Consider the following 20,122-nt stretch of genomic DNA (forward strand, 5'->3'; position numbering starts at 1 on the left):
GCGCCCCGCTGCCCGATGAATCACCGACCAGACGCCCGCTACGCCGGGCCCATGGCACGGCGTAGCGGCTGCTTGGCCTGGACTCAGGCCAGGTCGAAACGGTCCAGGTTCATCACCTTGACCCAGGCATCGACGAAATCACGCACGAACTTGGCCTGCGCGTCGTTGCTGGCGTACACCTCGCTCACCGCGCGCAGCTGCGAGTTGGCGCCGAACACCAGGTCCACGCGCGTGCCGGTCCACTTGACCTTGCCGGTCTTGCGGTCGCGGCCTTCGAACACCTCGCGCGACTCCGATTGCGGCTTCCACTCCGTGCCCATGTCCAGCAGGTGACGGAAGAAGTCGTTGGTGAGCGCTTGGGGGCGATCGGTGAACACGCCATGCGCCGAACCGCCGGTGTTGGCGTTGAGCACACGCAAGCCACCGACCAGCACGGTCATCTCCGGCGCGGTGAGCGTAAGCAGCTGCGCTTTGTCCACCAGCAGATGCTCGGACGGAATGGCGAAGTGGCCCTTGAGGAAGTTGCGGAAACCATCGGCCACCGGCTCCAGCATGCCCACCGAATGCACGTCGGTCTGTTCCTGCGTGGCGTCCATGCGGCCAGCCGTGAACGGCACCGCTACCGTGTGGCCGGCATTTTTCGCAGCCTGCTCGATGCCGGCACTGCCGCCCAGCACGATCAAATCAGCCAGCGAGATTTTCTTGCCACCCGCGGCGGCACCGTTGAACTCACCCTGGATGCCTTCGAGCGTCTTGAGCACCTTGCCCAGACGCGCCGGATCATTGGCGGCCCAATCCTTCTGCGGGGCCAGGCGAATGCGCGCGCCATTGGCGCCGCCGCGCTTGTCCGAGCCACGGAAGGTGGAGGCGGATGCCCAGGCGGTGAACACGAGATCGCTCACGCTCAGCCCCGCACTGAGGATCTTCTGCTTGAGCGCGGCGATGTCAGCGGCATCCACCAGCGGATGATTCACCGCCGGAATCGGGTCCTGCCAGATCAGCGCTTCGGCCGGCACTTCCGGGCCGAGGTAACGCGCACGCGGGCCCATGTCGCGATGGGTCAGCTTGAACCAGGCGCGCGCAAACGCATCGGCGAATTGCTCCGGATGCGCCATGAAGCGGCGCGAGATCTTTTCGAACTCCGGGTCCAGGCGCAGCGACAGGTCGGTGGTGAGCATGGTCGGGAGCAGCTTCTTCGACGGATCATGCGCATGCGGAATGCTCGCGTCGGCGTTCTTGGCCACCCACTGGTGCGCGCCGGCCGGGCTCTTGGTGAGCTCCCACTCGTGGCCAAACAGGTTCTGGAAGAAGCCCATGCCCCACTGCGTGGGCGTGCTGGTCCAGGTCACTTCCAGGCCGCTGGTGATGGTGTCGCCGCCTTTGCCGGTGCCAAAGCGGTTGGTCCAGCCCAGGCCCTGGTTTTCCAGGTCCGCCGCTTCCGGCTCAGGGCCGACGTTGTCAGCGGGGCCGGCGCCATGCGTCTTACCGAAGGTGTGACCGCCGGCGATGAGCGCCACGGTTTCTTCATCGTCCATCGCCATGCGGCCGAAGGTGTCGCGAATGTCCTTGGCGGCGGCGATGGGGTCGGGGTTTCCGTCGGGGCCTTCCGGGTTTACGTAGATCAGGCCCATCTGCACGGCGGCCAGCGGGTTCTCCAGATTACGGCCCTGGTCGGTGCGGCTGCTCTCCTTGCCGTGCAGTTCCTTCTCCGCCACCACCACGCCTTCGTCACTCGTGCCGACTGCGCCCTTGCCGTAACGCAGGTCGCCACCCAACCAGGTGCGCTCGGTGCCCCAGTACACATCCTGATCGGGCTCCCAGGTGTCTTCGCGGCCGCCGGCGAAACCGAAGGTCTTGAAGCCCATGGTCTCCAGCGCGACGTTGCCGGTGAGGATCAACAGATCCGCCCAGGAAATGTTCTGCCCGTACTTCTGCTTGATCGGCCACAGCAGGCGGCGTGCCTTGTCCAGGCTCACGTTATCGGGCCAGCTGTTGAGCGGCGCAAAGCGCTGCTGGCCTCGCCCGCCGCCGCCACGACCATCGCCCACGCGATAGGTGCCTGCGCTGTGCCAGGCCATGCGGATGAACAGCGGGCCGTAGTGACCAAAGTCGGCCGGCCACCAATCCTGCGAATCGGTCATGAGCGCGGCGAGGTCTTTCTTCAACGCGGCGTAGTCGAGACCCTTGAAGGCTTTGGCGTAATTGAAGCCCTCATCCAGCGGATTGGTTTTGCTGGAGTGCTGCGCCAGCAGATCCAGCCGCAATTGCTTGGGCCACCAATCCTGGTTCGTGGTGCCGCTGCCGGCGGTGTGCTTGAACGGGCACTTGGCTTCGTTTGACATGCTTTCTCTCCTTGGAAGGGTCCACCCAGACCTGCCGATGCTAGGCGGGCGAAGTTCTAGAACGCGTCGACGTATTCGCCCCAAGTCTGGGAGCAGCCAATGACGCCCTGAAGGCGCTGCCCGCACCCAAAGCCGTCGCTCGGGCGACAGGCAAAGCAAGGCGGCGATCAACGTCCCACCACCGGAATCTACGCCGAAGGCACGATTGATAGAATTTGATTGTTGCGATGCCAGCGATAGACCTGAACTATGACTAATCAGGTCAGCGACATGCGCTTAGCGCCGTCGATTAGCGCGAAAGGCGTGGATGCACCTGTTGCGACGGCGTCACGCCGAGCCGATGCTGCATCCAGCGCACCACCTGGCTGGCCGTAGACTATTCCGAGCCACGTACTCACCCCAATTACTGGTATTGATTGCGCCCCATCGCCTTGGCGCGATACAGATTGGCGTCGGCACGGTCGAGCAAGGCTTGAATGGACTCGTCCGAATCGTCGAGCGCCGCCACGCCGATGCTCACCGTCACGCGCGATGAGGCGGCGGCAACATGGGGAAGATCCGCATCGCGCACTACCGCGTTCATGCGCCGAGCGACGATCCGCGCGCCTGGCAGATCGGTAGCGGGCAGCACCGCCACGAATTCTTCGCCGCCGAAGCGGCAAATGAAATCCGAAGGCCGCCGCAAGGTTCCCGCGAGCAGGCGAGCCACCGTGCGCAGGCATTGATCGCCCATGACGTGCCCGAAGTGGTCGTTGTACTGCTTGAAGAAATCGATATCGATCACCAGCACGGCGAAGACGTGCGGAATACGCCTGGAAACCGCCCACTCGCGCTCGGAGACATCCTCGAATCCACGTCGATTGGAGATGCCCGTCAGCGAGTCGGTCGACACCATGCCCTTGAGTTCCTCCTGGAGCGTAAGCAGGTGCTTTTCGGTCGTAAGTAGGTAGCTTTGCGTAACGACGTTCCTCGCACCGTAGGCGAGCACGGCGATGCTCACGCCGAGCGAACCCAGCACATGGTGGCTTTTCCAGATGGCCATGCTCACGCCCAGCAGGCCGACGCCAAGAAACAATGGGCTGAGGCTTTGCGTGACGTGCACCATCGCCGACGGCGGCTGATAGCGCATCAACCATGCCGGCAGGGCGACAAGGCACATCAGACCCAGCACGATTGTTCCCGGGTCGAGCAAGAGTTCGTTGTATGGACTGGCATGCGACAACAGTAGGCGGTTTCGAACGGACGCCATCACCGCCCTTGTCAGGATGTACACGGCCAGGACGAAGAAAAAGTGACGACGCGACGGCTCCTGTGAACCAAGCAAACGCAGCACGGCACACGCAAGCAAGAAGGCATTGAGCACATCGAACGTGTGGATGATATAGAGCACTACTTCGTCACTGCCGGGAACCGGCGAGGTGATCGCAGAGAAAATGAAGAGATAAAACATGGCGATCAGGCCGACCGTCATGGCGCCGTCGATCATCACCGTAATGCGATTGGTCCCTCTGCGAAACGTGGTGGCGCAGGCCAGGATCAACAGCGCGACATTGGTGGTTTCAAAAAACAGCGAAGCCCTTCTGGCTATTTCGTAGCTTCCATGGAGCGTCTCGATAAGATTCAGGTCTGCCGATACCTGCGAACAGAGCAGCGCCGCGATCAGCAAGGCCCACCGCAGTGCATTGGGATACCCCGAGCGCCGCCAACGCCATATCAGGGCGCCGATGGTGAGCCACTGAATCAGCCCAAGGATGATGTAGCTTGCGTGCAACCTCTGAGTGGGGTCATGCGCGAGGTCGATCCCGTGGGCGACGATCAAACAAGCGAAGCCCAGCAGGAAGATCAGGAGGACGGCTGGTGAGGCCGCGGCAACATTGGTTTCATTCGTTTCGATCATTCCACCCCTGATCGCATGGCCTGACGGGGAAGAGCCATGGCGTACGACGACCTTCAAACCCCCGTTTGCATAGTGCGCGTGCATGTGGAAGTCCGCAAGGACGGATGCTCCTCGTGGTAGAGGCCCTGAGCCGCACAGCAATATGTTGCGGCTCCATGACGTAAACCATCGACGCGGGGTGTCGACGGAGCGGATCATCGGCGCATGCCGGCCGCGGACAGCGGCCTGATCGACACAAGATGGTTTGCGTTTTCGCCTTGAAGGCCCCTGGTGTTCCCGACGCTAGCCGGACCTGCATGGCACGCCCTGTAACGCCAAAGCTCGCCGAAGGGCCTCCATGTCGTTCGTATGGTCGTCGTGGTGAAGGGCAAGCATGCCTACCGAGCGCGCCATGACCACGTTATCCACGCCGTTGTCGATGAACACGCACTCGTGCGCGAACACGCCCGCGCGCGCCGCCGCGCTGCGGAATATTTCCGAAGACCACTTGCTACTACCGACCTCAGCCGATACCACGATGGGATCGAACAAGGCATCGAGCTGCTGATACTTCCGTAGATGACTCATGCGATCGCGACTGTTGTCGGTGATGATGCCCAACCGATAGACACCCATGAGCTCCCTCGCCAGCGACAGCATGCCTTCGTTCAAGGGCGTGCTTTCGAACGCACCGGCGAGCAAGCCGATATCCAGCGCCACGCCCATCGCCTCACAGGCCTGCGACCACACGTCCGCATGGATGGACTGGCCTGTCATCAGCGCTCCCATATATGGCGAAAACGCTGCACTGATTGCAGGCTGCGCGATTCCGCTGGCCTCGCTGAGATAGCGATAGGTGGTCTGCGAACCGCTCTTGTCGGTGGTGAGCACACCGTCGTAGTCAAAGAAGATCATCCTGATCATGGCGCTATCCATCTCCGTTGAAACACACCGTCATCATGCATTCCAAAGCCAACGCCGCACACGCGAATGCGAGTAACGAAGGACAGGAACACATGACCTTAAGGCAAGCAATCGCAAAGCGAGAAGGCGCGGGTGTACCCCGCATGCCACCCATCGCTGCAGCGATGAGAGACATGGGGATAGCGCAGATTCAAGCCAGTTGCTGGATACGAATCATGTTGCCCGCGGGGTCGCGTACCGCGCAGTCGCGCACACCGTAAGGTTGATCGGTGGGCTCCTGCACGATATCCGCATCGCGGGCCTGCAAGCGCTCAAACGTACCGGCCAGATCATGCGTAGCGAGCAGGACGATGCCGAAGGTGCCCTTGGCCATCATCTCGGCGATGGTGCGGCGTTCGTCGTCGGTGATGCCAGGGCTGGCTTCCGGCGGGTACAGCACGATGGAGGTGGCCGCCTGCCCCGCGGGCCCCACGGTAATCCAGCGCTTGCCGCCGTAACCGACGTCGTTGCGTACCTCAAAGCCCAGGGTGTCACGATAGAAGCCGATGGCGGCCTCGGGATCGTTCTGCGGAAGGAAACTGGCGTGGATGCGAATGTCCATGGCGTGTCTTCTCGGGTGGGTGAAAAACCATGGGCTCAGTCTAGTTCGGGCTCCTTGGCCGGCGCTTCTCGATTCCTGATCGGTCGCGCGACCTGTCGTGCGACGCAAGGCGGCATGGCGGCAACGGCATGTGTCTCCTGGCGCCGGTACACACCGGGCGACATGCCCACCAGCTCGGTGAAGCGCGTGGTGAACGTGCCCAGCGAGGCGCACCCCACGGCAAAGCAGACCTCGGTAACGCTGAGGTTGCCTTGGCGCAGCAGGGTCATGGCGCGCTCGATGCGTCGCGTCATCAGATAGCTATAGGGCGATTCGCCGTAGGCGAGCCGAAACTGCCGGCTGAGATGGCCGGCCGACATGTGCACGCCTTGCGCCAGCGCTTCCACATCGAGCGGTTGTGCATACTCCCGATCGATCCGGTCGCGTACCCGGCGCAGGCGTGCGAGGTCGCGCAGATGGTGCGCCGGGGCGGGTCGCTTGCTCATCGGCGCGATGCTGTCACGCCGATGCGGTCCGCTCAAGTGCACTCACTGGCGCGGTACGGCCACGCTGCCGGCCAGCAGGCCACCATCGATGTTCAGCTCTGCACCGGTGATGTAGCTGGCTTCATCCGATGCAAGCAATACGGCAACGGCGGCCACCTCCGATGGCTGGCCAAAGCGCCGCAGCGGCGTGTCTTTCACGAAGGCACGCAGGTTGGCCTCGCGCTGCTCGCCCGTGCCAAGCATCGGCTCCCACATGGGCGTGAGCACGGCGGCGGGGTGAATGGAGTTGCAGCGAATCGCCAAGCCCTGCTCGGCGCAGTACAGCGCCACCGTCTTGGTGTGGTTTCGTACGGCAGCCTTGCTGGAAGCGTACGCCGCGGCCGCGGGAATACCGACGAGACCCGAACGCGACGAGATATTGATGATGGAGCCACTGCCCGCCGGCCGCATGGCGCGAATGGCCGCGCGGCAGCCTAGGAACACACCATCCAGGTTGGTGCGATGCACCGCGTGCCACGCATCCAGGCTGGCATGTTCGGGATCGTGGGATACGTTGCCCTGTTCGAAACCAGTGATGCCCGCATTGTTCACCACAATGTCGAGGCGACCACTCAGCGCCATGACGGTGGCGATCGCGCGCTCCCAGTCCCGCTCTTCGCGCACGTCCAATCGAGCGAAGGTCGCCCGCAGGCCAAGCCCTTCGGCGGTGCGCATGCCGCACGCGTCGTCGATATCGGTAAGGAGGACGATGGCGCCCTCGTCGATAAAGGCCTTGGCGATAGCCTCGCCAATACCACGTGCAGCGCCGGTAACCAGCGCCGTCTTGCCTTCAAGTCGAGCCATGAAAGTGATCCTCTGCCAAATGAATACCCATGGCAGCACGCTGAGCGCGTCGCGTTCTGCCGATTCAGTGCGAGGAGGTGTTCATGACACGTAGGCTCTCATGGCGACGGGTGGCAGCGTGCACCTTAGCAGCTTGCCCTGACGCCCGTGGAAAGGGCCGGCACCCGAAGGTGCCGGCCCAATGGGTTACGGCTGGCTACCGGCCGCTTGCACAGCGGCATAGGCGTTGACGATGCCCGCGCCAATCGGCTTGCTGCCGCTGGGCGTGACATGCGGCACCGTGGCCGAGGATTTCAGCAGCGACGTCACCTGTGCCGGCGTGAGCAGGCCCTTGCCCAATGACAGGCGATAGCTCTGCATCAGCGCCACCACACCTGCCACATGCGGCGTAGCCTGCGAGGTGCCGGCCATGCCGCCATAGGTCGCGGTTGTCGGCGTGGTCGTGCCGGCGTTGATAGTCGACCAGATGAAGCCGGTGTTGACCTGCGTGCCGCTGGAGCCGTCGTTCTTGTAGACGCCACCGCCTGGCGCGGCCACGGTCACGATGGAACCGTAGTTGGAGTAGTACGCGCGCGCACTGGTGGTGCCCGTCGCGGCCACGACCACCACGCCCGAGCAACTGGCCGGCGAAAAGTTGGCCGCATTGGCATTGCTGTTGCCGGCAGCCACCACCACGGTGGCGCCTCGACCAATGGCGCCGGTAATCGCCTGGCCCAGCGCACTGGAGGATGAGCAGGTGCCCGATCCGCCCAGGCTAAGGCTCAACACTTGTGCCGGGTTGGCATTGGCCGGCACGCCGGACACGGTGCCACCCGAGGCCCAGGTGATGGCATCGGCAATATCCGCGTTGGAGCCGCCACAGTGCCCCAGCACGCGTACCGGCACCACGTTGGCGCCGAACGCCGTGCCGACCATGCCGGTGCTGTTGTTGGTGATTTCGCCACCCACGGTGCCGAACACGTGCGTGCCGTGCCAGCTGCTGTTTTCCGCCGCCTGACCCGAACCACATTGATTGGCGGTGACCCAGTCACCGGTATCCCAGCCGCCGGACACGCGACCATTGGTGGATCGGCCAGATACCGATGCGGTGCTGATGAAGTCGTAACCCGCGTTGGCAAGTGACAGGTTGAGATCCGGATGATTGGTCACGCCGGTATCCAGGCTCGCGATGGTAATGCCGGTGCCATCGGCCAAGCTCCAGGCGTTCTGGATGTTGGCGCCACCCCAGTTGGCCACGTTGGTGCCAAGGGTGCTGTCGTAGAAGCCTGCGCCGGTCGCCGTGAGGTAGTCCCACTGGTAAGAGGCGTAATAGGTGTCGTTGGGCACGCTGAAGGTGGCTGCACCCGCTGGCTTGATGGTATCAACCGCCTTGAGCATGTATTCGGGCTCGACATACGCCACCGACGGATCGGCGGCGATCTGGCGAATCAGCGTGTCCGCTTCGCTGGACGACAGCGCGCGATCGGTGCGCACCAGATCCGCACCGGTGGCGAGCTTTCGGCCATAACGCACATTGAGGGCGCGCGGGGCAGCCGCCGTACCGGCCACCAGCCTGGCGCGGCCGGCAGCGGCACCGATATTCTGCACGGCAACGTTGGCGTTGCTGCGTTCGGTACTGCCGCTCTTATAGGTAATGATGAACCCGGTATACGTCTGGTTGCTCTGCAACGCGCTGACGTCGAAATTGCTCGACGGCGGCGGCGCCGTGCCGAAACCCGTGGCGCCCACGGCGGCGGAAAAAGCCATCAGCAGCGCTGCGGCCAGGCCATGCTTGTTGGACATACGCTTCATTAAATTGCTCCCCAGCAGTCAGTGTTGGGTCGAAGGTGTCGTACAACCTCCCTGTACTGACTCGACCGCCTGCGGTGATAGCGCACGCGCAGTCGCGACCGCCCGATACCTCGGGCCTTCGACGTCGGTTCCCCCAAGAACACGGCGGCACTCCCAGGCACGCCGCAAAGCCAAAGCAAGCCGCACTCATCGCGCGCACTCGTGATCGAGTACGAACGGTTGGCACAGGGTCGATCGAACCGCATGAACTTGCTCACCCGCTGGCGCGGAGAGCCGGCCAACTCCACCGGAGCGGCCTCAAAAGCCCCGCCAACCGTTGGCTTGGGCCTATCGCAGAAAATCGCGACAGGGACGATTCCCGCATGTCTCGCGTGAAGAGATCGCAAATATTTGCATGAAAATAGCGAGCGACGGACAGTCTTTGTGCGCTAGTTCACAGTTGCTCTCGAACCGCCCATTCGGCGTTTCCACCAGCCCGAACGAACAGTGGTTTGCGCTGAGCGGTATGTTTTCCAGCGGAGATCGAAGCGTTCTGCGCAGGCGCTTCAACGAGCGACGCGAGGGCCGCGCTCAGCGCGACCTGCCAAGTCGCCCGGGCCTCCTTGGGCTCGGCGATCGCGCTTGGAGAGGTTCATCGCATTGGCATCTCTATCGATGAATCCGCGTGCGTTGGTCCCGCCCGCTCCCTGCGCATCGCTGTCGACTAACACCGATCTTCCTGCAAGGCGAATGATGCCGTGATCTTTCGCTAGCGACATGCGACAGCGGAACGCGATGTATCTCGCGTTCCGCTGCTGTGTTGCGAGTTGCTTTTCCGGCGACCCCGTTTGCAGAACGTTCGTAGGGACGACGGCAAACAGAATCGCCTGCCCACTTGCATTCAATGCGTAGAGGCCGGCGTCTCGCGACGCCGGCCTTTCAATCACGGCTGCGCGCCCGCTGCCTGTACCGCGGAGTAGGCGTTGACGATGCCGGCGCCGATGGGCGCACTGCCACTGGGCGTCACGTGCGGCACGGTAGCCGTCGCCTTCAGTAGGGAGGTCACCTGCGCCGGCGAGAGCAGGCCCTTGCCGTGCGAAAGACGGTAGCTCTGCATCAGTGCCACCACGCCAACCACGTGCGGGGTCGCCTGCGAGGTACCCGCCTTGCCGCCATAGGTTCCTGCAACCGGTGTGGTCCTTCCCGTGTTGGTCGCCGACCACACGAAGCCCGTGTTGACCTGTGCGCCACCGGACGCATCGTTCTTGAAGACTCCACCGCCAGGCGCCGCCACGGTCACAAGGGCACCGTAGTTGGAGTAGTACGCACGCGCACCGGTCGTACCCGTGGATGCAACCACTACGGCACCAGCGCAGTTTGCCGGCGACGTGTTGGCCACGTTCGCGTTGTTGTTACCCGCCGCCACCACCACCGTCGCGCCACGACCAATGGCGCCGGTAATCGCCTTGCCCAACACACTGGTCGCCGTGCAGATACCGGGTCCACCCAGACTCAGGCCGATGACCTGTGCGGGGTTTGCATTGCCCGGCACACCCGCTACCGCACCACCTGACGCCCAGGTAATGGCATCGGCAATGTCAGCATTGGAGCCGCCACAATGGCCTAGCACGCGTACGGGCAGTACACGGGCACCATAAGCCACGCCCGCCAGACCAACACCATTATTGGTGATCTGGCCGCCCGCCGTGCCGAACACGTGCGTACCGTGCCAGGTACTGTCCGCCGCAGGCTTGCCGGTGCCGCATTGACCTGCGGCAGCCCAGTTGCCGGTATCCCAGGCGCCCGGCACGCGGCCATTGGTGGCGCGCCCGGAAACCGCGGCACTGGTGATGAAGTCGTAACCCGCATTGGCGAGCGACAGATTGAGATCCGGGTGATTGGTCACGCCGGTATCGAGAATGGCAATAGTGATGCCAGCGCCATCCGACAGGTGCCACGCGTTCTGAACGTTGGAGCCACCCCAATTGGGAATGGTGACGTACTGGGAGTTGTCATAGAAACCCGCGCCGCTCGGAGCGAGATAATCCCACTGGTAGGCACCATAGTTGCCATCGTTGGGCTGCGAAAAGCTGGCCGCTGCCGTGGGCTCGATACTACTGACCGGCTGCAGCATGTATTCGGGCTCCACAAAGGCCACCGCGGGATCGGCCGCGATCTGGCGAATCAACGTGGCCGCTTCCTTCGACGACAGCGCGCGATCGGTTTCCACCAGATCGGCACCGGTGGCCAGCTTGCGCCCATAGCGCACACTGAGGGCGCGTGGTGCGGCTCGTGTGGCGGTCATCAGCCGGGCGCGGTTAGCGGCGACACCGATGTTCTGTACGGCAACGCTGGCATTGCTGCGCTCAGTGCTGCCATCTTTGTAGGTGATGATGAAGCCCTTGTAGGTTTGATCGGCCTGCAAAGCACCGACATCGAAATTCACGGGCGGGGGAGGCGAGGTGCCGAATTCGGCGGCGGCGGCATTTGCGGAAAGCGCCAATGTCAGCGCAACAGCCAGGCCCTGCAATGTCAAAGTGTGCTTCATAGTCTTTTCTCTCTCGTGGATCTGGGATCGAAGGCCTTGCGCCCCAGCACGCCCGGACCGATCACAGCTTTCGCGCGGGTGCACGTCGCCGCGATGGCCCGATGACTCGGACCCTCGATGTCGCCTTAATCAATACGCAGCGCCTTTCCCCAAAGGCGCCACAAGGTTGGCGTGAGCCTGTACGAACCGTCGGGCTTGTACCCTTGCAACCATGTCCACGCATGGCTGGCTCAGAACGCAAATACCTGCCGAACTGCGCTTTTTCGCACTTTCACGTCGTCCACCAAAACCGTCAGCCAGGCAAGCTAAAGCTTACAAATACAGGCCTTTTGAAAGGTTTTGCGGACAGGTGAATTCCCTCATTACCTATGTGAAGGATTTGCGAAATTGCGAATACACATCGTAAGACCTTACAAAACTTTGTGCGCTAGCGCACAAGGCGCCAGCGATGGGCTCACGAGGGCGTTTGTAGGCGCTCAACCACCAGGCTGATAGACCCGCTCGACGTGGCCTTGTAGGTCCTCCGGCCAGAAATACACCTTGCGAAGGTTGCCGGTGGTGTAGCGCTCGGCCTCGTCATTGAAGTGCGGGGATTCGGGGTGACCGCTTTCGCCGCCTGCGGTGATGGCGCGCGCACGCACCTTGTCGCCAAACTCGACCACGGCAACAAAGCTATTGCCGCTAGTGCCGTAATAACGCCGCGTGCCGGGCCACCGGTGTGCGCCGAACGACGCCAACGAGCCCCAGCGCGAGGAAGTGAACGGCACCGGGATGCTGGGCTTGCTGTCATCGAAGGGCTGCACCAGATCGCCATTGAGGCGCTGGTAGCGATTCACCTCGCCCCAAGGCACGCCCCAGCTACCGAAATCCCGCTCCAGTCGATCGGCGGCCTCGGCCAGCGCCCCCAGCCGCGCCCTGGCGCCCGCACGCTCGGCCATGATGTCGTAGACGGACAGGCTTTCCGACACATCGGACTTGTCCACCTTGTCCCACAAGATGTCGCCCCAGAACACCGCGAGCGATGTGGGCATAGAGGCAATGCCCCAGCGGAAATCCCAATGCCGCAGCAGGCCGATCGGGCCTGCCAACGTGGCCTTGAGCGGATCGCTGGTCGGCAAGGCGTCGTAATCGGCGACCAGGATGGGAATTTGCCGTGCGAAGGCCGGCAGGTAGGAGTCGAAGGCGGCGTCGATCAAGGACGCCATGGTGAATTCACTGCGATCGTCGAGCACGCGCAAGGCATGCAGGCCACGCGGGTTCTCACCCACGCTGTCCATGTAGCGCGGGAAATCGGCGCGCTTGGGGCTGTTGGGGCCCGCCGCCGAATACGGCCAGTTGTTGGTGTTCATGATCCAGCCGTTGGCCGGGTCGAGCAGGCGCGGCCCTTTATCCAGCGGCAGCAGACCCTGCCAATCGGTCGCCGGATCGCTGCCATCCACAGGTTTGGTGTAGTCGAAGCGATCGTCGCGCTTGGGAATGAACTGCGGGTGCAGGTACGCGATGTGGCCTTTGTCGTCCGCATAGATGGTGTTGTTGGACGAGTTCGCCTTGAGCTCGGCGATTTTCATGAAACTGGCAAAATCGTTCGCCTTGGTACGCAGCCAGCTCTGCTCCAGCGCCTCGATGGGCTTGTTCATCAGCGCCGTGGCGATCCATTTGCCATCGGCTTCGCGAACCACCGGTCCGTGATGCGTCGCATACGTGGTGAACACGCGCTCGCCCAACGAGCCATCGCTCTTTCGATAAGCCACCCGAATCTCGCGCGTATGCACCGGGCGCAACGCATTGCCATAGCGATAGCTCAGCGTGTTGCCGTTGCGCACAATGCTTTCGGCGAACTCGTCCACCACATCCGCCGTGGTGGAGGTATGCATCCAACCGATGTGCGGGTTGAAGCCCTGGTAGATGAAGAACTGCCCCCAGGTCACGGCGCCATACGCATTGAGACCCTGCTCGCTGCTCATCTGCAGCTCGGAGCGAAAGAAAAACGAGGTATGCGGATTGATCAACAACAGTGCATGCCCATCGGCGCTGCGCTTGGGCGCGATAGCGATGCCATTGGAACCGGTGGGCTCCGCCCAGCTCGATGGCGTATCCACAAAGGCCACCGTATCAGTGGGCTTGCCGTAGAAGGCTTGCAGGTCCTTCAGCGAGACGCGTTCGATGTCACCGCCGATGCTGCCCTCGGTAAAGCTCAGCGCCATCCACGGCTCGAAATGCGTAATGACGCGCGGATGCACCGATGGATGCTTGGCGAGGTAATAGTTCAGGCCATCGGCCCATGCGTCCATCAAGGTGCGTAGCCACGCCGGGCTTTGCGTGTACAGGCGTTTGAGTTCCGCACTATCGACCCACAACTGTTGGCGAAGATCAGACCAGATCGCCTGCTCGCCTTCCGCCTGGGCCAGCCAGCCAAGGGCGTTGAGATAGTTGGTCTCCACGCGGTTGAAGTCGTCCTCGGCCTGGGTATAGGCCATGCCGAACACCGCGTCCGCATCGGTCTTGCCGTGCACATGGGCAATGCCCCAATCGTCGCGCGTAATGTTCACGGCCTGCGCCTGATGCGCCCAGCGCGCCTGTTCCGCGCCGTCCGCGTGCACGATGGATACCGGCAAGCCCCATGCCAGGCAGAGCGCCCCCGCCAACAGGCCAGGAACGAGTCGCCCCCGTCGCACGTTTGCCGCTAGACCGGCCACGCCAGTGTTTCGCTTGCTCATGCACTCGCTCCGCATTGCACGTTGTCTCCCCAGGTATCGCGCGATGGTAGCCAAGCCGGCACGGTCACCGATAGGCAACCTGCGGGACTTGCCTACGGCACCCGCCTGCTCCACAGTCGTGCACTGCCCAGACGTAGCCTCTGCTTTCATGCACGCCATCCGCCGCGCCCACGCCGCAGACGCCCCCGCGCTCACCGCACTCATGCATGCCTCGCAGGCCTATCAGGGGGGCTACGCCGCCATGCTGGAGGACTACGCGGTGAGCCCCGCTCAGATCGCTCGGGACGAGGTCTACATTTACGAGGACAACGGCGTCATCGGCGGCTTCTACGCATTGACCGGGCCCGCTGACGATGCCGAACTCGATTTGCTGTTCGTGGCCGATCGCTTGCAAGGCAAGGGTGTAGGCGTACGACTTATGACGCACCTGCGCCAGCACGGGCTGGCGTTGGGCATCGCCGCCGTACGCATCGTGTCGCATCCGCCCGCCGAAGCGTTCTACCTGCGCATGGGCGCCGTACGGGTAGGCACCCGTCCAGCCTCAGGTCGGGTCGCCTGGGATCGCCCGGAACTGCGGCTGACCTTGGCTCCCTGAGAGGGCGGCGCCGGGGCGCTACAATGGCGCCATGAGCACTCCCGAACACTCCCCGCTCGGCAAGACCACTGTCTACGCCGACCGTTACGATCCCCGCTTGCTGTTTCCCATCCCGCGTAGCGCCAAGCGCGATGAGATCGGCGTCTCCCACCCCCTGCCCTTCCATGGCGAAGACATCTGGAACGCCTACGAACTGTCCTGGCTGGACGCGCGCGGCAAGCCGGTAGTCGCGCTAGCCGAGTTCCGCGTACCGGCTACGTCGCCCAACATCATCGAATCGAAGTCGTTCAAGCTTTACCTCAACGGCTTTTCGCAAGAACGCATGGCCGACTCGGCCACACTGGTCGACACCATGGTGCGCGACCTCTCCGCTGCCGCTGGCGCGCCCGTGGCAGTAACACTGAGCGACGCACAGGCACGCGATCACGCGGTCATCGATTTGGAAGGCGCGTTGATCGACGAACAGGCCATTGATATCGATGACTATGGCCCGCCGCGCGCCGACTATCTGAGCACCATCATCGCGCCCGTGGTGGAAGAAGCACTGGTGTCCAACCTGTTGCGCTCCAATTGCCCCGTCACCGGCCAACCCGATTGGGGCAGCGTGCAGATTCGTTATCGCGGCGCAACCATCGACCGCGCGGGCTTGCTGCGGTACTTGGTGTCTTTCCGCAACCACAACGAATTCCACGAGCAATGTGTGGAACGCATCTTCGTGGACGTCATGGCACGCTGTCGCCCTGAACAGCTCAGCGTGTACGCGCGCTACACGCGTCGCGGCGGCCTGGATATCAACCCCTACCGCAGCACAGGCACCGAAGCGCCGGCCAATCCGCGTGGTGCGCGTCAATAGTAGAAATGTCTCAATCGCGTGAAACAAACGTAGCAAAAGCCCCTCGCTTAAGGGGGCTTCAGTGCCGCCGTATTAGGCTGACGTGACACTGCGGCTCACTGCCCGGGCAGTGAGCCGCTGTTCCGTCACCAGCCACGGGGTCAGCCATGAACGCTCACGTACGCAACACCGCCATGTACTGCGCGACCCTTGCCGGCCTGCTGATGCTCAGCGCGTGCGGCAAGAACGAGCAGCAATCAAACACACCTCCACCTGCACCGGCCACCAGTGCGCCGGCGCCGGCCATGCCGCCGACGCCAGCCCCCGCGACTCCGCCGCCGGCGAGCACGGCACCCGCGCCCGCCACCACGGCGCCAACAAGTGGCGGCATGGCGAGCAACGCTGCCGCCGACGAGATCAAGGTAGCCGCCGTTACGCTCGGTAGTGCGGTTGACCGCTCGTTCGCCGTCAGCAAGGAACAGCGCCACTTCGCGCCCGAGGAAAAGGCCATCTACGCCGCGGTGAAAACCATAGGCCGCGCCGAGAACGCCACCCTCAATGCCACCTGGAGTTATGTGGAAGGCAAGGGGCAAACCTTCAGCAGCACCACCGAATCCATCGCCACCGATGGCCCGGCCACCACCACCTTCAAGGTGCAAAACCCCAACACCTGGCCACAGGGCAAATACCGCGTGCAGATCTCGCTCAACGGCAAACCGGTCGCCACGGAAGATTTCGAAGTTCGTAGTTGATCGAACCGAACCTTCGCCGAGCACAAGGGCGCCGCGTGCGCCCTTGTTCTTTTGGAAAGCACGGCGCGGTCAACCAGCGGTCCGCCCTACCACCTCTAAGGGCATCACCGATCGTCGCGCGTCGCGCCAGCGGAGGAACGGTCGCTCAACCGCATAGTGCAAGGCGGCACCGCCGGCGAGCGTCGTCGCCGCATAAGTAGCGAACAGCAGCCAAGGATGCTGTTGCAGGCCATCAGCCCAGCTCTGCTGCACAAGGTGAAACATGCCCTTGTGGCTGAGATACAGGCTGTAAGAAATCCCAGCGATCCATCCCGCTCCGGGCACACGCGCCCGCGCCAACCACGACACGCCTCCGCTCGCGGCGGTCACGATCGCCATAAGGCCCAGCGACAAGAGCGGATAGCCGACGACTGTCGCGGCAAAACCCGTTCGATCGGTAAACACCGCCACCGCTGTCGCCAGCAACAACACCCCAACCATCAACACCGCGTGCCCGCGACGCCACAGCCACGCCATCCATTCGGGGCGATATACCGCGCAAGCCGCGAGCACCACGCCCGCCAGCAAACCATCGAGACGCGAATAGGTGGGGTAATAGATGTAGCGCAGGAACATCAAGCCCGAAGGCGGGCCATCCTGTGCGAGCGTGGCAGGCTGGTAAAAGTGCAACCACAACCATGCACGCAACGCCATGCCACCCAGCACAAGCATCGCGCAGAGCACGATGAAGCGAACCATCGAAGCGCGGCGCAGCATCAGCAACGCCGCGAAAGGAAACAGCAGGTAGAAATGTTCCTCCACACACAGCGACCACGCATGCGAAAACGCGTAGTTGGCTGGCTGATCGAACAACAGATTGAACGTAAAGCTCGGGAACTGCCATAGCGGCTGCATGCCCGACGTTTCCCGCCAGGCCGGGCATAGCGCATAGAGCGCAAATACCACCAAGAACGCCGGCAAGATACGAAACGCGCGCCGACGATAAAACCCCGCCAAATCCAGCGGGCGCCCCGCCGCCAATGGCCTTAGCACCTGGGTGCCAATCAGGTAGCCGCTGAGCACGAAAAACAGATCCACGCCCATCCAACCGTAACGCTCGGCCCCACCCAGATAATCGCCCACGCCGCCCACCAGGTACGAGTGAAACACCATCACCCAGGCAATGGCGAGTGTGCGTAGCAGGTCGAGTCCGGGTAGACGCATGAGCAATGAATATCCTGGAAGCATCCGCGCGACACCACAGTGGTGCACGGTGGGTTGAGGTAAGAGAAGCGCCCACGATGGCCCGCCGGTGCGCGACTGAAAGGCAACACAGGTGTCATGGCGTATTCGTGGATGACGCCGCCCCATCTGGCGCGTCGCACACGCTATAGGGAAGCGCTGCGCTTGTCACCCCAGCCTTTGGGTACGGCAAAGCTCGACTCGCGAAACAGCTTCGAATCAACACGCGGTGATGCTGCTCCGCTGAAAAAAGAACGGGCGCCATTCGGCGCCCTTCTCATCCGCACCAGAACGCTCTAGAACGTCCGTCTCCAGCGACGGAGTCGAATACCCGCCACAAGCTGCAACACGCCATAGACCAACGCCGCCGCGCCGATCCAGATCGCGACGGTGAGCAGCCCTGCCACCGGATACGCCACAAACAATACTCCCAGGGCTATGGCTAGCAGGCCGCTCAAGGCGATGAGCCACTCGCCTTCGATCTCCTTGCGTACGCGAATAGCAAACAAGATGCGATAGATGCCCGCGACCACCAACCATGCCGCCAGGAAAATCAGCAACACATTCACGACCGCCAGCGGATGCCAGATCGCCAGCAACCCGAACACGATGGAAGCCAGGGCATACAGTGCCAGCCAGCCTCGCGACATGCCTCCGTGTTTCTGGAACAGGGCAAAGAGGCTGGCGATACCCTCCGCCAAAGCCATCACGCCAAAGGCCCAAGCCAGGGCGATCACCGTGCTGCCTGGCCAAATCAACGCGCTCAAGCCGAACAAAATCGATATGACGCCGTAGATGATCAGCAGCCAGCCCGTACGACCCATGCCGTGTTGCAGAACAGAGCCCATGATGTACTCCCCGAGTGTGTGGCGCATTCGTGCCGCTTGATATGTCACGAATACGGTGTCGCCTGCCCCTACGAGACGCCATCCACGCATCTTCCATGTCGAGGCGGCGCGAAAGCGGTATCACGCTACGCCATACGCGCGTGAACCGTTGCCAGCACCAAAAACATCATGCCCACGCGCACTTAACCCAGAGGCTGGTCGAATCGATCCCCGCAATGCGCATTGCACTCCCCACCCAAGAGGACATGCCATGAATCAAGACACTATCCAGGGCCAGTGGAAACAGCTCAGTGGTCAGATCAAGCAGCACTGGGGCAAGCTCACCGACGATGATCTCAAGGTCGCCGATGGCAATGCGGAATACCTTTCCGGCAAGTTGCAAGAGCGCTACGGCATGGCTCGCGACGAAGCGGAAAAGCAAATCAAGGCCTTTGAGAAGAAGATTCACCACCACTGACAATGTGCGCGCCTCACTCCTTCTAACTCCGAGTGGGGCGCGATAAACGAGCTACAGGCATCATTGAAGTCTCCGGCCAGCCCTGGCCGGAGACTTCATGGCTCGCGGCAGTACAGTTCGAACAGCCGATCCATCAGGGCGTGCACGCGCTCGTCGCTGATGGCGTAATAGATGGACTGACCATCGCGACGCCCGGCCACCAAGCCATCGCGGCGTAACAGCGAGAGATGTTGCGATACCACGCTTTGCGCCAACCCCAGGGCATCGGCCAGTTCGTTGACCGAACGCTCGCCCTCCAGCATCTGGCACAACAGCATGAGGCGATTGGTACTACCCAGTGCCTTGAGCACGGCCACCGCCTCGTCGGCGTGACGCTGCATGGCCTCGATGCTGATATCCGGCTTGCGCGAGCGGGTACGCGATGCACTCATATACGCTGCCTTACACCGCATCCAGCGGGAGCTTGAGATAGCGGATGCCGTTGTCTTCGGCGGGCGGTAGTTGGCCCGCGCGCATGTTCACCTGCACCGAGGGCAGCAACAGGCGTGGCATGGCCAGGGTGGCGTCGCGCGCGGTGCGCATGCTCACGAAGTCGCCTTCGCTCACGCCATGGTGCACATGAATGTTGCTGCGCTTTTCCTCGCCCACGGTGGTTTCGAAGGCAAAGTGGTCTCGCCCCGGTGCCTTGTAGTCATGGCACATGAACACACGTGTTTCATCCGGCAGCGCGAAGATGCGCTGGATGGATCGGTACAACTGCGCGGCATCGCCACCAGGGAAATCGCAGCGCGCCGTGCCGTAGTCCGGCATGAACAGCGTGTCGCCGACGAAAGCGGCATCGCCAATCACGTGCACCATGCACGCGGGCGTGTGGCCGGGGGTATGCAGAGCCACGGCATCGATATTGCCCAATCGATAGTGTTCGCCGTCAGCGAACAAATGATCGAACTGGCTGCCGTCGCGCTGGAACTCAGTGCCTGCGTTGAACAGCTTGCCGAAGGTCTGCTGCACCTGGCGAATATGCTCGCCGATGCCCAGCTTGCCGCCCAGGCGCGATTGAATATACGGCGCGGCCGACAGGTGATCGGCGTGCACGTGGGTGTCGATGACCCAGGCCACGCTGAGGCCCTGCGCCTCCACGAAGGCAATCATGACGTCGGCCGAGTCGCGCTTGGTGCGGCCGGAGGCCGAGTCGAAATCCAGCACACTGTCGATCACGGCAGCTTCGCGCGTGGCCGGGTCCCACACCACATAACTGAAGGTGTTGGAAGCGGCGTCGAAGAAGGCTTTGACCTCGGGGCGTTGCATACG

17 protein-coding genes are annotated in these 20,122 nt (G+C 62.8%); 4 read left to right on the plus strand and 13 right to left on the minus strand.

Annotation, left to right across the window (positions count from 1 at the left end; genetic code table 11):
* Nucleotides 1-83: 83 nt before the first annotated feature.
* From katG to AC3G2C_RS14660, 9 genes are all read right to left on the minus strand, one after another.
* Complete coding sequence (katG, locus tag AC3G2C_RS14620) at nucleotides 84-2,342, minus strand: catalase/peroxidase HPI (protein WP_488385356.1); 2,259 nt, start codon at nucleotides 2,340-2,342, stop codon at nucleotides 84-86.
* A gap of 403 nt (nucleotides 2,343-2,745) precedes the next feature.
* A complete protein-coding gene (locus tag AC3G2C_RS14625) occupies nucleotides 2,746-4,323 on the minus strand; it encodes a GGDEF domain-containing protein (RefSeq protein ID WP_488385357.1) in 1,578 nt (525 codons plus the stop codon).
* Between the two features lie 198 nt (nucleotides 4,324-4,521).
* A complete protein-coding gene (locus AC3G2C_RS14630; RefSeq protein WP_488385358.1) occupies nucleotides 4,522-5,142 on the minus strand; it encodes an HAD family hydrolase in 621 nt (206 codons plus the stop codon).
* Nucleotides 5,143-5,332: 190 nt separating this feature from the next.
* Nucleotides 5,333-5,743, minus strand: coding sequence for a VOC family protein (locus tag AC3G2C_RS14635; RefSeq protein ID WP_488385359.1), 411 nt, complete (start codon nucleotides 5,741-5,743; stop codon nucleotides 5,333-5,335).
* Between the two features lie 35 nt (nucleotides 5,744-5,778).
* Entirely contained in the window at nucleotides 5,779-6,228 is a 450-nt protein-coding gene (locus AC3G2C_RS14640) for a helix-turn-helix transcriptional regulator (RefSeq protein WP_488385360.1), read from the minus strand.
* Between the two features lie 42 nt (nucleotides 6,229-6,270).
* Complete coding sequence (locus AC3G2C_RS14645) at nucleotides 6,271-7,071, minus strand: glucose 1-dehydrogenase (protein ID WP_488385361.1); 801 nt, start codon at nucleotides 7,069-7,071, stop codon at nucleotides 6,271-6,273.
* A gap of 186 nt (nucleotides 7,072-7,257) precedes the next feature.
* Nucleotides 7,258-8,862 (minus strand): S8 family serine peptidase, encoded by a 1,605-nt coding sequence (locus tag AC3G2C_RS14650; protein WP_488385362.1) that lies wholly within the window; start codon nucleotides 8,860-8,862, stop codon nucleotides 7,258-7,260.
* 922 nt (nucleotides 8,863-9,784) lie between these two features.
* Nucleotides 9,785-11,389 (minus strand): S8 family serine peptidase, encoded by a 1,605-nt coding sequence (locus AC3G2C_RS14655; protein ID WP_488385363.1) that lies wholly within the window; start codon nucleotides 11,387-11,389, stop codon nucleotides 9,785-9,787.
* A gap of 476 nt (nucleotides 11,390-11,865) precedes the next feature.
* A complete protein-coding gene (locus AC3G2C_RS14660) occupies nucleotides 11,866-14,106 on the minus strand; it encodes a penicillin acylase family protein (protein WP_488385364.1) in 2,241 nt (746 codons plus the stop codon).
* Nucleotides 14,107-14,254: 148 nt separating this feature from the next.
* Between AC3G2C_RS14660 and AC3G2C_RS14665 the strand changes: the two genes are divergently transcribed.
* The 3 genes from AC3G2C_RS14665 (at nucleotide 14,255) to AC3G2C_RS14675 (ending at nucleotide 16,285) form a co-directional block, all read left to right on the plus strand.
* The gene (locus AC3G2C_RS14665) at nucleotides 14,255-14,701 is read left to right on the plus strand and encodes a GNAT family N-acetyltransferase (RefSeq protein WP_488385365.1); all 447 of its coding nucleotides are present in this window, start codon (nucleotides 14,255-14,257) and stop codon (nucleotides 14,699-14,701) included.
* Nucleotides 14,702-14,732: 31 nt separating this feature from the next.
* A complete protein-coding gene (queF, locus tag AC3G2C_RS14670) occupies nucleotides 14,733-15,554 on the plus strand; it encodes an NADPH-dependent 7-cyano-7-deazaguanine reductase QueF (RefSeq protein WP_488385366.1) in 822 nt (273 codons plus the stop codon).
* Nucleotides 15,555-15,700: 146 nt separating this feature from the next.
* Nucleotides 15,701-16,285 carry a hypothetical protein gene (locus tag AC3G2C_RS14675; protein WP_488385367.1) on the plus strand — a complete coding sequence of 195 codons (585 nt, stop codon included), beginning with the start codon at nucleotides 15,701-15,703 and terminating at the stop codon, nucleotides 16,283-16,285.
* Nucleotides 16,286-16,354: 69 nt separating this feature from the next.
* On the opposite strand, the gene AC3G2C_RS14680 is transcribed toward AC3G2C_RS14675, so the two are convergent.
* Nucleotides 16,355-17,488, minus strand: a complete 1,134-nt coding sequence (locus AC3G2C_RS14680) for an acyltransferase family protein (protein ID WP_488385368.1) — start codon at nucleotides 17,486-17,488, stop codon at nucleotides 16,355-16,357.
* Nucleotides 17,489-17,802: 314 nt separating this feature from the next.
* Nucleotides 17,803-18,354 (minus strand): HdeD family acid-resistance protein, encoded by a 552-nt coding sequence (locus AC3G2C_RS14685; RefSeq protein ID WP_488385369.1) that lies wholly within the window; start codon nucleotides 18,352-18,354, stop codon nucleotides 17,803-17,805.
* A 250-nt stretch (nucleotides 18,355-18,604) separates the two neighbouring features.
* Between AC3G2C_RS14685 and AC3G2C_RS14690 the strand changes: the two genes are divergently transcribed.
* Nucleotides 18,605-18,811 carry a CsbD family protein gene (locus AC3G2C_RS14690; protein ID WP_488385370.1) on the plus strand — a complete coding sequence of 69 codons (207 nt, stop codon included), beginning with the start codon at nucleotides 18,605-18,607 and terminating at the stop codon, nucleotides 18,809-18,811.
* Between the two features lie 95 nt (nucleotides 18,812-18,906).
* On the opposite strand, the gene AC3G2C_RS14695 is transcribed toward AC3G2C_RS14690, so the two are convergent.
* The gene (locus tag AC3G2C_RS14695) at nucleotides 18,907-19,242 is read right to left on the minus strand and encodes an ArsR/SmtB family transcription factor (protein ID WP_488385371.1); all 336 of its coding nucleotides are present in this window, start codon (nucleotides 19,240-19,242) and stop codon (nucleotides 18,907-18,909) included.
* A gap of 10 nt (nucleotides 19,243-19,252) precedes the next feature.
* Nucleotides 19,253-20,119, minus strand: a complete 867-nt coding sequence (locus AC3G2C_RS14700; protein ID WP_488385372.1) for an MBL fold metallo-hydrolase — start codon at nucleotides 20,117-20,119, stop codon at nucleotides 19,253-19,255.
* Nucleotides 20,120-20,122: the final 3 nt, after the last annotated feature.

The sequence above is a fragment of the Frateuria sp. sgz306004 genome (assembly GCF_057750885.1).